Origin of the sequence: Azorhizobium caulinodans ORS 571, assembly GCF_000010525.1 — a bacterium.
Classification (GTDB): domain Bacteria; phylum Pseudomonadota; class Alphaproteobacteria; order Rhizobiales; family Xanthobacteraceae; genus Azorhizobium; species Azorhizobium caulinodans.
Window position 1 is genome coordinate 2,580,946 of the sequence record NC_009937.1, and the last position, 13,236, is coordinate 2,594,181.

The window sequence follows — 13,236 nt, forward strand, 5'->3', positions numbered from 1 at the left end:
GAGGGCCATGGCGCGCGCGCTGATGTTTCAGGGCACCGGCTCGGACGTGGGCAAGTCCCTGCTGGTCGCCGGCCTCGCCCGCGCCTTCGCTGACCGGGGCCTGAAGGTCCGCCCCTTCAAGCCGCAGAACATGTCCAACAATGCCGCCGTCACGGCCGACGGCGGCGAGATTGGGCGGGCGCAGGCGCTTCAGGCCCGAGCTGCCCGCGTGCCTCTCTCCGTGCACATGAACCCCGTGCTGCTGAAGCCGCAGAGCGAGGTTGGTGCGCAGGTGGTGGTGCAGGGCAGGGTGGTCGGCAGCGCCAAGGCGGCCGCCTATCAGCAGATGAAGGCAGGCCTCCTGCCCTCGGTTCTGGAGAGTTTTCGCCGGCTAAAGACCGAGGCCGACCTTGTGCTGGTGGAAGGTGCCGGCTCCGCCTCCGAGGTCAATCTCAGGGCCAATGACATCGCCAACATGGGCTTTGCCCGTGCGGCGGACGTACCTGTGGTACTGATCGGAGACATCGACCGAGGCGGCGTGATCGCGAGCCTCGTGGGCACGAAGACGGTGCTCGATCCGGCGGATGCGGCGATGATCCAGGGCTTCATCGTCAACCGTTTCAGGGGCGATCCCGCCCTGTTCGGGAGCGGCATGGACCTCATCGCCGGGCACACGGGCTGGGCCGCTCTCGGCCTCGTGCCCTTTTACACGGGCGCCGCCCGCCTGCCCGCCGAGGACGCGCTGGGCGTCGCCGGCCCGCAGGCGCCGAAGCCCGGCGCGAAAGTGCGGATCGCGGTGCCGATCCTGCCCCATGTGGCGAATTTCGACGATCTCGATCCGCTGGACGCCGAGCCGGGTCTCGAGGTGCGGCGCATCCGTCCATCCGACGTCCTGCCGACGGATACGGATCTCGTGCTCCTCATCGGCTCCAAGGCCACCATCGCGGATCTCGCGGCCCTACGGGCCGGCGGCCTGCATCATGACATCCAGGCCTTTGCACGTCGCGGCGGGCGGGTGCTGGGCCTGTGCGGCGGCTATCAGATGATGGGCGAGCATCTGTCCGATCCGGATGGCGTGGAAGGCCCGCCCGGCTCGACGGAAGGCCTCGGGCTGCTGAAGGTGGGTACGGTGATGACCGGCGAGAAACGGCTGGTCGCCGTCACCGGTACCTCGCGGCTCGGTGCGCCTTTCTCCGGCTATGAAATGCACATCGGCGCAACGGAAGGCGCCGACACCGCCCGCCCCTTCGCCGAGCTCGACGGCGCGGGCGCGGAAGGCGCCGTCTCGGCCGATGGCCGCATCATGGGCACCTATGTGCACGGCCTGTTCGGGGATGACCGCCAGCGCGCGGCCCTCATGGGGCTGCTGGGCGCAGGGCCGGCTCAGGTGGCCTATGAGGCAGGCGTCGAAGAGGCGCTGGACGGTCTTGCCGCTCACCTCTCGGCGCATCTCGACCTCGACCGCCTCCTCAGCCTCGCGCGATGACGAGGCCCGCGAGCGCGATCAGCGTGACGAACACCACCAGCAGCGCGTCCGCCGCCACATAGAGGCGCAGGGCCGCGCGGATGTCGCGGGCGTCGATGTCCCGGCGGCCGTTGCCCATGTAGGCCGCCTGCGCCGGCACGCCGCCATAGGAACGCGGGCCGGCGATGGAGATGCCCAGAGCTCCCGCCATGGCCGCCTCCGGCCAACCGGCATTGGGCGAGCGGTGATGGGGAGCGTCGCGCAGCATGGCGCGCCAGGCCTCTTTGGGCGAACAGCCCGGCAGCAGTCCGGCCGCGAGCACGATGAGCAGGCCGGAGAGACGCGAGGCGGGCAGGTTCACGAGATCATCCAGCCGCGCCGCCGCCCAGCCGAAATCCTCATAGCGAGGATTGCGGTGGCCGATCATGCTGTCCGCCGTATTCAGCGCCTTGTAGCCGGCCCCGCCCGCGAGGCCGCCCACCAGCATCCAGAATGTGGGCGCGACGATGCCGTCCGAGAAATTCTCGGCCAGGCTCTCGATGGCCCCGCGCGTCACGCCGGCGACATCCAGTTGCTCGGGATCGCGTCCGACGATGTGCGAGACGGCGCGGCGCCCGGCGGCAAGGCCGCCTTTCTCCAGCGCCGTCGCCACGGCCGCAACGTACGTATAAAGCGAGTGCTGGGCGATGAGCACGCTGCCGAGGATGCCCGCCAGCACCACGCCGAGCGCGAACTGGCGCAGGAACGCCTCTAGCATCAGCGCCGGCAGCATGGCGCAGGCGAGCAGGACGATGACGGTCAGGACGCCGTTCCGCTTGCGGGCAGGGCCGGGGAGGGTGGTGCGGTTGAGACGCGACTCGAGTGCGCTGATGAGCGTTCCGGCCCAGACCACGGGGTGGCGAATGGCGCGGAACAGCGGCTGCGGATAGCCGGTCAGGCCTTCCACAAGCAAAGCGACGCAGGTCAGATCAAAAGCCATGGCATGTCTTCGGGCATCAAGGGCGTGGGGACGCTGCGGTACGTCCGGCACGCAATCTCGGGAACGGGACGTCCTGTAATGTCTGTCACGGGAAGTGTCTTCATTTTCTCATGCCGAAGTGCGAGAAGCGCGCTCGGTTGAATGCAGCAAGGAACCGTCATGCGCGTCGCGATGATTGGCACGGGGTACGTGGGTCTGGTGTCCGGCGCCTGTTTTGCGGACTTCGGGCATCACGTCACCTGCGTGGACAAGGACGCGCAGAAGATCGAGCGTTTGGAGCGGGGCGAAATCCCCATCTTCGAGCCCGGCCTTGATGCCCTGGTGGCGCGCAACCGCGCCGCGGGACGGCTCGATTTCGCGGTGGACCTGACGCAGGCTGTGCGCGAGGCGGACGCGGTGTTCATCGCGGTGGGGACGCCCTCCCGGCGCGGCGACGGCCATGCCGACCTCTCCTATGTCTATGCGGCCGCGCGCGAGATCGCCCAGGCGGCGGAGGGCTATACGGTCGTGGTCACCAAGTCGACTGTGCCCGTGGGCACCGGCGACGAGGTGGAGCGGGTGATCCGCGAGACCCGTCCCGATGCGGACATCTCCGTGGTGTCTAACCCCGAATTCCTGCGCGAAGGCGCGGCCATCGAGGATTTCAAGCGGCCGGACCGCATCGTCGTCGGCACGGACGAGCCGCGCGCCCGCGAGGTGATGGCGCAGCTCTATCGCCCGCTGGCGCTGAACAGCCTGCCGCTGGTCTATACGAGCCGCCGCACCTCCGAACTCATCAAATATGCCGGCAACGCCTTCCTCGCAGTGAAGATCACCTTCATCAACGAGATCGCCGACCTGTGCGAGCAGGTCGGCGCGAACGTCCAGGACGTGGCACGCGGCATCGGCCTCGACAACCGCATCGGCTCGAAATTCCTGCATGCCGGCCCCGGCTATGGTGGCTCCTGCTTCCCGAAGGACACGCTCGCCCTCACCCGCACGGCGCAGGAAGCCGGAACGCCCTTGCGCATCGTCGAGACGGTGGTCGGCGTGAATGACGTGCGCAAGCTTGCCATGGCCAAGAAGGTGGTGAACGTCCTTGGCGGCGATGTGCGCGGCAAGACCGCGGCGGTTCTGGGCCTCACCTTCAAGCCGAATACCGACGACATGCGCGAGAGCCCGGCCATTTCCATCATCCATGCGCTTCTGGACCGTGGAATGAAGATCCGCGCTTTCGATCCCGAAGGCATGGAGGAAGCCAAGAAGGTGCTGCCCGCCGACGTTGCCTATGCGAGCGGCCCCTATGAGGCCGCAGACGGCGCCGACTGCCTCGTCATCGTCACCGAATGGGACGCCTTCCGGGCGCTCGATTTCGAGCGCATGCGCAAGCTGCTGAAGCAGCCGGTTCTCGTGGACCTGCGCAACATCTACCGGCCCGATGAGATGGCGGCGCTCGGCTTCACCTATGAGAGCGTCGGCCGCGGCACGCCCGGCGCGCCGGATACGCTGACGCTCGCGGCGCAGTGACGGCTACCATTTTGCCGTCACACTCCTGTGGTCCGACGCGCTTGAGCGAGAGCTTGGCCTTGATGCTGCGGATCCATCAGGGCGGGGCAGGGCGCTTCGGCCTCGTGCGCGCACCGGCCGGACGGCCGGCGGCAGTAGGTGGAATATGCGTTTTCTGGTGACGGGCACGGCCGGCTTCATCGGCTTTCACCTGGCAAAGCGACTTCTGGCGGGCGGGCATGTGGTGGTCGGCGTGGACGGCCTCACGCCCTATTATGATGTGCGCCTGAAGCACTCACGCCATGCGGAACTGGAGCGTCACAACGGTTTCTCCGCCGTCATCGGGATGATCGAGACGCCCGACGTGCTCGCGCAGGCGGCGGATTTGGCGCAGCCGGATGTCATCATCCACCTCGCCGCACAGGCCGGAGTGCGTTACAGCCTCGAAAATCCGAAAGCGTATGTGGACGCCAATCTCAACGGCTCCTGGAACGTGCTGGAACTCGCCCGGCACCTGAAGCCGCGCCATCTGCTCCTCGCATCCACCAGTTCCGTCTACGGCGCCAACGCCAAGGTGCCGTTCTGCGAGACCGACCGGGCCGACGAGCCCATGACGCTCTATGCGGCCACGAAGAAGTCCATGGAGGCGATGGCGCATTCCTATGCCCATCTCTATGGCGTGCCGACCACTGCCTTCCGCTTCTTCACGGTCTATGGCCCATGGGGCCGGCCGGACATGGCCCTGTTCAAGTTCGTCTCCGCCATCCTGAAAGGCGAGCCCATCGACATCTATGGCGAGGGCCGGATGTCCCGGGATTTCACCTTCATCGATGATCTGGTGGAGGCAGTCCTGCGCCTCGTGGAGCGTGCGCCCCAAACGGGCGCGCCGGTCGGCCGCGCGGGCGTCGATTCCCTTTCGCCGGTGGCGCCGTTCCGCGTGGTGAACATCGCCGGCGGCCAGCCCGTGGGGCTTCTCGATTTCGTCGAGACGGTAGAGCAGGCGGTCGGGCGCCCAGCCATCCGCAATTTGCTGCCGATGCAGGCCGGCGACGTGCCCCGCACCTATGCCTCGGCCGCGCTCCTTGAGGCCCTGACCGGCTATCGTCCGGACACGCCGCTGGGCGTCGGCGTCCCGGCCTTTGTAGAATGGTACCGGAGTTATTACGGCATCTGACGCCGCAGTCACAGGACCGGCGGCCATGCGGTTGGGGGGTGCCTCTGCCAACCTTAGCTAAGTCGCGAGCGTGCCGTCGGCCCCAGGCACATTAATCGCGGCATCCGTCAGAACTGGAAGCGTGCTCGACGGAACAATCGGCCACTTTGGCGTGCGGGCGCGAAATTTGCGGTTTTCAGGGCCTTGGCCATGCCAATACGCGAACGCACCCCGCCGTTTGCACGTGAGACCCAATTTCAAGGGGCAGGGCATCAGTGTGCGATACGGCCTGTTCATCACCGGCGGAGCAATGGGTGCATCCACCAGCCATGGATGGCAGAGCGGGAGCCATAATGATCCACGATGCGTAGAAGATATATTATGGAACCTAATTTGAACATCCGTTGAAGGGCATTTCAGCCTTGGCGCCGACAGGCACCGTTTCGGCGTCCATGCTGGGCGGATTGGTGCTAAGGCGGTATGTGCCGGCTGCGTCCGCGTCCCCCGTAAGGAGTTCCTGACATGTCCGAGACTGCCGTGCCGCCGCCGATGCTCGACCATGTGGTGGTGAATGTCAGAGGCGCGCTGGATGAGGCCTTCGCCGCTTATCAGCGGCTCGGCTTCCAACTGACCGTGCGCGGACATCACACGCTTGGCTCTGCCAACCATCTGGCCATCTTCGACACGGCCTATCTGGAGTTGCTCGGCTATGAGCCGGGTAAAGGCGGCGGTCGCGCCGATCTCTGGGAGCACCCCGCGGGCCTTACCGGCCTGGCCTTCAAGGATGACGATGGGCGTTATGCTGATCTCGTCGCGCGCGGCGTGCCCGTTACGCCGCCGGCTGAATTTTCGCGACCTGTGCTGCTCGCCGACGGACCGCACGACGCCCGTTTCCGCGTGGTTCGCCTGTCACCCGGCGAGGTCCAGAACGGGCGCACCTTCTTCTGCCATCACTATACGCCCGATCTTGTCTGGCGGCCGGAATGGCAGCGTCATCCCAATACCGCGGTATCGGTGCGGGACTTCGTCATTGCCACACGCGATCCCGCCCGTACCGCCTCTCTCTACGAGCGCATGTTCGGCCCGGGTGCGCTTCGATCCACCGGCGGAAATCTCTCCTTCGCCGCAGGTGCGACGACGATCCATATCCTCACGCCGGACGCAGCCGAGGCGCGCCTCGGGATGCCCGTGGAACTGGGGCCGGACGGTACGGACCGCATGGTCGCGCTGGTCCTTCGCGTGAGCGACATAGCGGCGACCGGGCGCGTCCTGACCGGCAATGGCGTGACTGTAGAGGCTCTGCCGGGCAGCGGCCTCGTGGTGCCCGCATCCGAGGCGGCCGGGGCCGTGCTCGGCTTTGTGCCCCTCTGAGTGGGGTAGGGCTCCTTGGCCGTCGCCCTGCCCTGCCCTTCACGCGGCCGCCAAGCCGCCATCCCGCGGCTCGAAGACCTCGGAGCGCAGCCTTCGCAACTGCCGGCGCGCTTATGACCGGGCTCGCGATCTATGGCGGGCTGTTTGTCACCGCCTTCATCGCCGCGACCATCCTGCCGCTGCAATCGGAGGCGGCGCTCGTGGCCCTGCTTCTGACCGGCGATCGGCCTTGGTGGGCACTGGTGGCCGCGGCGAGCGCCGGCAATGTGCTGGGGTCGCTCACCAATTGGATGCTCGGGCGCGGGATCGAGCGCTATCGCGATCGCAAATGGTTTCCCGCCGATGGCAAGGCGCTTGATCGCGCCCAGCGCTGGTATCGCCGCTATGGAAAGTGGTCGCTGCTGCTGAGCTGGGCTCCGGTGGTGGGCGATCCGCTGACCGTGATTGCGGGCGTGCTCCGGGAGCCGCTTGGCAGCTTCCTGCTTCTGGTCGGCATCGCCAAGGTCGCGCGCTACCTGATCCTGACGGCACTCACGCTCAATCTCTTCACGTGATGTGGAGCATGAGGATAAGCCGAAAATCGGCTCTGCCAGCAGATGGTTGGTTCCATCTTCTCATGTGGAGAAGCGGTGGATCAGGCCTCGAAAATCATTCCGTCGAACGCGGGAATGATGCGTTCGGGCAGGCGTGCCTTCAGCTTCCCATAGTCTAGATCGGTATGGAGGTTCGTGAGGATGGTGCGGGCAGGGCGCATGCGCTCCTCATGCTCCAGCGCCTCCGAAAGGCTGAAATGGCTTGGGTGGGGCGTTTCACGCAGTGCATCAAGAATCCAGACGTCAAGATTCTCCAAGGCTTTCAGACTGTTCTGCGGAAAAGCGCTGACGTCGCTTGAATAGGCGACGCCACCAAATCTGAAGCCGAACGAATCGATGTCGCCATGGTGCTGGCGGAACGGCAAGGCGGTTATGGGACCGCCCTGCCCCGGCACGGTGATCTCGCGGCCCTCATGAAAGCGGTGCTCGGTGAGGATGGGCGGATAGTTGCTGCCCGGCGGCGTCACGAAGCAGTAGCCGAAGCGCGCGTGCATGGCGCGGGCGGTCTCCTCGTCCATATACACGTCCATGCGGCGGCGGTTGTGGATGACCAGCGGGCGCACGTCGTCGATGCCGTGGGTGTGGTCGGCATGCTCATGGGTGATGAGAAGGGCATCCACATGGGTGACGCCCACGTCCAGCAACTGTTCGCGCAGGTCTGGAGAGGCGTCGACGAGCACGGTGGTCACGCCGTCGGGGCCGGTGCGCTGGACAAGCAGGGAGCAGCGGCGGCGGCGGTTGCGCGGTTCGTTCGGATCGCAGGCGCCCCAGCCCTGCCCCACGCGGGGAACGCCGCCGGAAGAGCCACAGCCCAGAATGGTGAATTTGAGCGTCATGGGAAGCCCGCCTGCACCGCCTTCGCGCGGCCTTTCGACCCTTAGGCCGTGTCAGGGGATTCTCCAAGCCTCCCCCTCCCTCCGCCGAAAGCTGCGGCGGGGCGGCAGGCGCCCGCAACATTTTGCTTAACGCAGCGTTGAGCACGCGAAACGGGCGTCCCGTTCGCGCGGTGCCCTGGCGGGGGTGAAAGAGAATGTTCAACGATCCGGGCCTCGCCCGTGTCACGAGGCCGGTTCACCGGGAAAGCCGCACGCTGGTTTTTCTCGGCGCGCTCGCGCTCATCGCGGTGGTCTATATCGGGCGCGAGGTGTTCGTGCCCGTCGCCCTGGCCGTGCTGCTCAGCTTCGTTCTTTCTCCCGTTCTGCTGGTGCTGCGGCGGCTCCGCATCCCGCGCACGTTGGGGGTGGCCGGCGTCGTCATGCTCACTTTCATCGGACTCCTCGCCCTCGGCGCGGTCGTCGCCACGCAGGTCGGACAGTTGGCCAGTGATCTGCCGCACTATCAGGCGAACGTACGCGACAAGATCCGGGATCTGAAAAGCACGGCCTCGGGTTCGGCCACCATGGAGCGCGTGGCGGGCATGCTCCAGGACCTCTCGAGCGAGCTCGACCGGCCCGACCCGCAGCCGAAGTTCCAGCTCGATGCCGCCGCTGCGGCCCAGCGCCCCATCCCGGTGGAAATACGGGCGCCGGAACTCGGCACGCTGGCCATGCTGCGCTCGCTGGGCGAGCCGCTGCTGCATCCGCTGGCAACCACCGGCATCATCTTCATCTTCCTCATCTTCATCCTTCTCCAGCGGGAGGACCTGAGGAACCGCTTCATCCGTCTGGCCGGGGCGCACGACATCCAGCGCACGACGGCGGCGCTGGATGATGCGGGAGCCCGTCTCTCTCGTTTCCTGCTGACGCAGGTGGTGCTCAATGCGGGGTTCGGCTGTGTCATTGGCCTCGGGCTCGGCCTCATCGGCGTGCCGAGTGCCATGCTGTGGGGGCTGCTCGCCGCTGTCCTGCGCTTCGTGCCTTACATCGGTGCGATCATCGCGGCGCTGTTGCCCTCCGCGCTCGCACTGGCGGTGGATCCCGGCTGGTCCATGGTTGTGTGGTGCATTGTCCTGTTCGCGGTGGTGGAGCCCGTGGTGGGGCACATCATCGAGCCGCTCCTCTACGGACGCAGCACCGGGCTCTCGCCCGTCGCCGTCATCGCCTCCGCCACCTTCTGGACCTGGCTCTGGGGGCCCATCGGCCTTGTGCTCGCGACACCGCTGACGTTGTGCCTGGTGGTGCTGGGCCGGCATGTGGACCAGCTCGAATTTCTCGACGTGATGCTGGGTGACAGTCCCCCCCTGAGCGCACCGGAACTGTTCTACCAGCGCATGCTGGCCGGCGACCCGGTCGAGGCGTCAGGCACGGCGGAGGATTTCCTGAAAGACCACGCTTTGTGCGCCTATGTGGACGAGGTCGCCCTGCCCGCGCTGCGTCTCGCGCAGGCCGACTTCGAGCGCGGGGCCCTCGATCTGGAGCGTGTCGAGCGGATCCGGCTCAGCGTGCAGGAACTCGTCTATACGCTCGGCCCCGGCGAGGACGAGGCTGTCGCCGCGACCGAGAGTGCACCGACGGCCGATCGGCCCATCCTGTGCATCGGCGCGCGCACCGGCCTTGATGAAGCGGCGGCGATGCTCGCCGCCATGGTGCTGGGCGCCAACGGCCTGACCGCTCAGGTGGAGGGGCCGAGCCGGCTCCAGCGGGCGAGCCTCATCAGCCTTGATGCCACGCAGGCGGCGATGATCCTGGTCTCTGCCATGGACAGCAACAGCACCGCGCTGCTCCGCTACGCCGTGCGGCGCCTGCGCCGCCGCCTGCCGCATGCGGTGATCCTGCTGGGCGCGTGGGGACTTTCGGACGACCGCAGCCTGCGCAACAGCCTGGAGGAGCATGGCGATCCGGTTTCGGCGCGCATGTGCGACGCGCTGTCCGCGGCACGCCGGCTGCTGCCGCCGCCTCCGCCGGACAAGACCCTGCCCCGCCTTGAACGGAGCGCGGCAGCGAGCTGACGCGACCGGCAGGGCTTGCGGCGTACGCCGCCCTGTGGATGGCTAGGCCTCCAACGGGAGGCAACAATGACACTTGAGACATGGGCCGCGTTCGCACTGGCATCGGCCATTCTTCTCGCCATTCCCGGCCCGACGATCCTGCTCGTCATCTCCTATGCGCTCGGTCATGGCCGCCGTCCGGCGGCTGCCATCGTCGCCGGCGTCGCGCTCGGCGACCTGACGGCCATGACCGCGTCGATGCTGGGTCTCGGGGCGGTACTGGCCGCCTCCGCGGCGCTTTTCACGGGGCTCCGCTGGATCGGCGGCGCCTATCTCGTCTATCTCGGCATCAAGCTCTGGCGTGCACCGGTGCAGCCGCTTGAGGCCGCGCCCGTGCAGAACGATCGGCTGGCGCGCATCGGCTTCCACGCCTTCGCGGTGACGGCGCTGAACCCGAAGAGCATCGTCTTCTTCGTCGCCTTCGTGCCGCAGTTTATCGAGGCATCAGCGCCGCTGCTGCCGCAGGTGGCGGTGATGGAGCTGACCTTCGTCACGCTCGCTGCCCTCAATGCCGCGCTCTATGGCTGGCTCGCGGCGTCGGCCCGCGCGCGGTTCGCCAGCGTTACCGCCCGGCGCGCCGTCAATCGCGCCGGGGGCGGGTTGTTGATGGGGGCCGGCCTGCTCGCCGCCGGTTGGCGCAAGGCCGCGGCCTAAAGGCGGCTCAGACCCGGCGCGGCGTGTGGAGCGCGGCGGGAGTGACGCTGCGCACGTCCGTGAGGCCGGCGAGGGCCATGCTGGTGTCGAGTTCCTTGCGCAGGATTTCAAGCACCTGCGTCACGCCCCCCTGCCCTCCTGCCGCGAGGCCATAAAGCCAGGAGCGGCCGATCAGGCAGCCCCGCGCGCCGAGCGCCAGCGCCTTCAGCACGTCCTGCCCGGTGCGGATACCGCCATCGAGCAGGATTTCCGTGCGCGAGCCCACCGCCGAGGCGATCTCCGGCAGCACGCTGATGCTGGCGGGAGCGCTGTCAAGCTGGCGTCCGCCATGGTTCGACACGACGATGGCATCCGCGCCATGGTCGGCGGCGATGCGGGCGTCCTCGGGATCAAGGATGCCCTTCAGGACCAGCTTGCCGGGCCACAGGCTCCGGATCCATGCGACATCCTTCCAGCTCAGAGAGGGGTCGAACTGCTGCGCCACCCACTGGGCCATGGCGTTGAGATTCTTGCCCGCCGGCATCCAGCCCTGAAGATTGCCGAAGCTGCGGCGCTGGCCGCGCAACACGTTCAGCGCCCAGCCGGGCTTGGTGGCGATGTCGAGCGCATTGGCGAGGGTGAGGCGCGGCGGCACGCTGAGGCCGTTCTTGATGTCGCGATGGCGCTGGCCGTGGGCGGCGAGATCCAGCGTCAGCACCAGCACCGGGCAGCCGGCGGCGCGCGCCCGCTCCACCAGCGACTGGGTGAAGGCCCGGTCCCGCATCACATAGAGCTGGAACCAGAAAGGCTTGTCCACCGCCCCCGCCACATCCTCGATGGAGCAGATGGACATGGTGCTGAGCGTGAAGGGCACGCCGAAGGCCTGCGCGGCCCGCGCGCCGAGGATCTCGCCATCGGCATGAAACAGCCCGGTGAGGCCAGTGGGCGCGATGCCCACCGGGATGGTGACGTCCTGTCCCAGGAAGGTGGTCGCAACATTGCGCTTCGAGACGTCCACCATCACACGCTGGCGCAGGCGGAGCGCATCGAGTTCGGCATAATTGGCGGCGAGCGTGCGCTCGTCATAGGAGCCGCGCTGGGCATATTCGAACATGGCACGCGGAATGCGGCGGCGCGCGATGTCGCGCAGATCGGCAATATTGGTGACGGGCGCCACGGCAAAGCCTCATCGGAACGCAAAACGCGCGCACCGGATGGCGCGCGCGTCGAAGCTCTTAGACCCGGCGAGCCGGCAACGGAAGCGCCGGCGCTGCCGCATGCGCTTCCTCCTTTGGCCTACCGGCGCCCGCCCGCCGGGGCCTTCACCTTAATGGCGAGGCAGAGGATGGCGGCGATCACCGGGCCGGCGGCCAGCGTCAGCAGGGCCGGCGTGAAGCTCTGGGTGGTGTCCTTGATCCAGCCCACGAGATAGGGACCGGCGAAGCCGCCGATCTGGGCAAAGCCGTTGATGGCGGCCAGCCCCGCCGCAGCGGCAGCGCCGGTGAGGAACTGCGTCGGCAGCGACCAGAATACGCCCAGCACCGCCCACACACCGAAGGCAGCCGCGCTGATCAGCATCAGCCCGACCAGCGGCGTCGGCGCTACGGCACTCGCCGCGAGGAACAGGCCGCCGAAGAGCGCCGCGAGAGCCGTGTGCCACTTGCGCTCGCCGGTGCGGTCGGAACTGCGGGCCACGAGCACGAGGCCGATCGCGGCGAAGACGAAGGGCACGGCGGTGACAAAGCCGGTCTGAATGTCGGAGAGGCCGCCGATGGAGCGTACGATCTGCGGCAGCCAGAGCACTACCCCGTACACCGCCATGGCGTTGAACATGTAGATGAGGGTGAGCAACCACACACGCGGATCGCGGAAGATCGCGCCATATTCGTGCGCGCCGGTGTTGGCGACCTCCCGGTTCTCGCGCTCCAGTTCGGCGATGAGCCACTCGCGCTCCGCTTCGTCCAGCCAGCGGCCATCCTGCGGACGGTCCACGAGATAGAAGAAGGTGAAGACACCGAGGATCACCGCCGGCAGGCCCTCGAGGATGAAGAGCCACTGCCAGTTGGCGAGCCCGTGCCAGTTGGGCACGGTGGCGAGGATCCAGCCGGAGATGGGGGCGCCGATCACGGTGGACAGGACGGTGGCCGTCATGAAGCCGGCGGTCGCCTTGGCGCGGTCGCGGGCCGGGAACCAGTAGGTCAGATAGAGCAGGATGCCGGGCACGAAGCCGGCTTCGGCCGCGCCCAGCAGGAAGCGCAGGATATAAAAGCTGGTCTCGCCCTGGATGAAAGCCATGGCACAGGAGATGAGGCCCCACGTCACCATGATGCGGGCGATCCAGATGCGGGCGCCCACCTTGTGCATCATCATGTTGCTGGGGATCTCGAAGGCGATGTAGCCGAGGAAGAAGACGCCGGCGCCGAACCCGTAGGCGGTCGCCGAAAGCCCGAGATCCTTGTTCATGTGCGTGGCGGCAAAGCCCACGTTCACACGGTCGAGGTAATTCACGATGAACAGGACGAAGCAGTAAAAGACGATCCGCCAGCGCAGCTTGGAAGCGATGCGCTTGCGCATGGCTTCGCCGTCGGCAGCAGATGCATCCATGGCGATGGATGACATGGCCGTTTCTCCCAGCATGAATATTGGCGTTTT

Annotated in this window: 11 protein-coding genes; 7 read left to right on the top strand and 4 right to left on the bottom strand. The window is 67.2% G+C overall.

Features of this window, described 5'->3' with window-relative positions; all coding sequences use genetic code 11:
- The first annotated feature begins 7 nt into the window (after positions 1-7).
- Positions 8-1,465, top strand: coding sequence for a cobyric acid synthase (locus AZC_RS11680; RefSeq protein WP_012170785.1), 1,458 nt, complete (start codon positions 8-10; stop codon positions 1,463-1,465).
- On the opposite strand, the gene cbiB is transcribed toward AZC_RS11680, so the two are convergent.
- Positions 1,449-2,423, bottom strand: coding sequence for an adenosylcobinamide-phosphate synthase CbiB (cbiB, locus tag AZC_RS11685; protein ID WP_012170786.1), 975 nt, complete (start codon positions 2,421-2,423; stop codon positions 1,449-1,451). The genes AZC_RS11680 and cbiB overlap by 17 nt on opposite strands.
- A 159-nt stretch (positions 2,424-2,582) precedes the next feature.
- Between cbiB and AZC_RS11690 the strand changes: the two genes are divergently transcribed.
- From AZC_RS11690 to AZC_RS11705, 4 genes are all read left to right on the top strand, one after another.
- Positions 2,583-3,929 carry a UDP-glucose dehydrogenase family protein gene (locus AZC_RS11690; RefSeq protein WP_012170787.1) on the top strand — a complete coding sequence of 449 codons (1,347 nt, stop codon included), beginning with the start codon at positions 2,583-2,585 and terminating at the stop codon, positions 3,927-3,929.
- Between the two features lie 145 nt (positions 3,930-4,074).
- Entirely contained in the window at positions 4,075-5,082 is a 1,008-nt protein-coding gene (locus AZC_RS11695; protein WP_012170788.1) for an NAD-dependent epimerase/dehydratase family protein, read from the top strand.
- Positions 5,083-5,583: 501 nt separating this feature from the next.
- Positions 5,584-6,432: a VOC family protein gene (locus tag AZC_RS11700; RefSeq protein ID WP_012170789.1), complete on the top strand. Its 849-nt coding sequence runs from the start codon at positions 5,584-5,586 to the stop codon at positions 6,430-6,432.
- 113 nt (positions 6,433-6,545) lie between these two features.
- The gene (locus tag AZC_RS11705; protein WP_012170790.1) at positions 6,546-6,986 is read left to right on the top strand and encodes a YqaA family protein; all 441 of its coding nucleotides are present in this window, start codon (positions 6,546-6,548) and stop codon (positions 6,984-6,986) included.
- A gap of 80 nt (positions 6,987-7,066) precedes the next feature.
- Here the strand turns inward: AZC_RS11705 and AZC_RS11710 are convergent, their stop codons facing one another.
- Positions 7,067-7,861 (bottom strand): MBL fold metallo-hydrolase, encoded by a 795-nt coding sequence (locus AZC_RS11710; protein WP_012170791.1) that lies wholly within the window; start codon positions 7,859-7,861, stop codon positions 7,067-7,069.
- A gap of 194 nt (positions 7,862-8,055) precedes the next feature.
- Here AZC_RS11710 and AZC_RS11715 point away from each other — a divergent pair, with 194 nt between their 5' ends.
- Both AZC_RS11715 and AZC_RS11720 read left to right on the top strand, forming a co-directional pair.
- Positions 8,056-9,912 (top strand): AI-2E family transporter, encoded by a 1,857-nt coding sequence (locus AZC_RS11715; RefSeq protein WP_012170792.1) that lies wholly within the window; start codon positions 8,056-8,058, stop codon positions 9,910-9,912.
- A 66-nt stretch (positions 9,913-9,978) separates the two neighbouring features.
- Positions 9,979-10,605 (top strand): LysE family translocator, encoded by a 627-nt coding sequence (locus AZC_RS11720; RefSeq protein ID WP_043879260.1) that lies wholly within the window; start codon positions 9,979-9,981, stop codon positions 10,603-10,605.
- A 7-nt stretch (positions 10,606-10,612) separates the two neighbouring features.
- On the opposite strand, the gene AZC_RS11725 is transcribed toward AZC_RS11720, so the two are convergent.
- Entirely contained in the window at positions 10,613-11,761 is a 1,149-nt protein-coding gene (locus tag AZC_RS11725; protein WP_012170794.1) for an alpha-hydroxy acid oxidase, read from the bottom strand.
- A 119-nt stretch (positions 11,762-11,880) separates the two neighbouring features.
- Positions 11,881-13,203, bottom strand: coding sequence for an MFS transporter (locus AZC_RS11730; protein ID WP_043879261.1), 1,323 nt, complete (start codon positions 13,201-13,203; stop codon positions 11,881-11,883).
- Positions 13,204-13,236: the final 33 nt, after the last annotated feature.

Coding starts and splice junctions, on each gene's coding strand:
- AZC_RS11715 (WP_012170792.1), top strand. CDS start 8,056: ATGTTCAACGATCCGGGCCTCGCCCGTGTCACGAGGCCGGTTCACCGG.
- AZC_RS11705 (WP_012170790.1), top strand. CDS start 6,546: ATGACCGGGCTCGCGATCTATGGCGGGCTGTTTGTCACCGCCTTCATC.
- AZC_RS11710 (WP_012170791.1), bottom strand. CDS start 7,861: ATGACGCTCAAATTCACCATTCTGGGCTGTGGCTCTTCCGGCGGCGTT.
- AZC_RS11720 (WP_043879260.1), top strand. CDS start 9,979: ATGACACTTGAGACATGGGCCGCGTTCGCACTGGCATCGGCCATTCTT.
- AZC_RS11680 (WP_012170785.1), top strand. CDS start 8: ATGGCGCGCGCGCTGATGTTTCAGGGCACCGGCTCGGACGTGGGCAAG.
- AZC_RS11690 (WP_012170787.1), top strand. CDS start 2,583: ATGCGCGTCGCGATGATTGGCACGGGGTACGTGGGTCTGGTGTCCGGC.
- AZC_RS11730 (WP_043879261.1), bottom strand. CDS start 13,203: ATGTCATCCATCGCCATGGATGCATCTGCTGCCGACGGCGAAGCCATG.
- AZC_RS11695 (WP_012170788.1), top strand. CDS start 4,075: ATGCGTTTTCTGGTGACGGGCACGGCCGGCTTCATCGGCTTTCACCTG.
- AZC_RS11700 (WP_012170789.1), top strand. CDS start 5,584: ATGTCCGAGACTGCCGTGCCGCCGCCGATGCTCGACCATGTGGTGGTG.
- cbiB (WP_012170786.1), bottom strand. CDS start 2,423: ATGGCTTTTGATCTGACCTGCGTCGCTTTGCTTGTGGAAGGCCTGACC.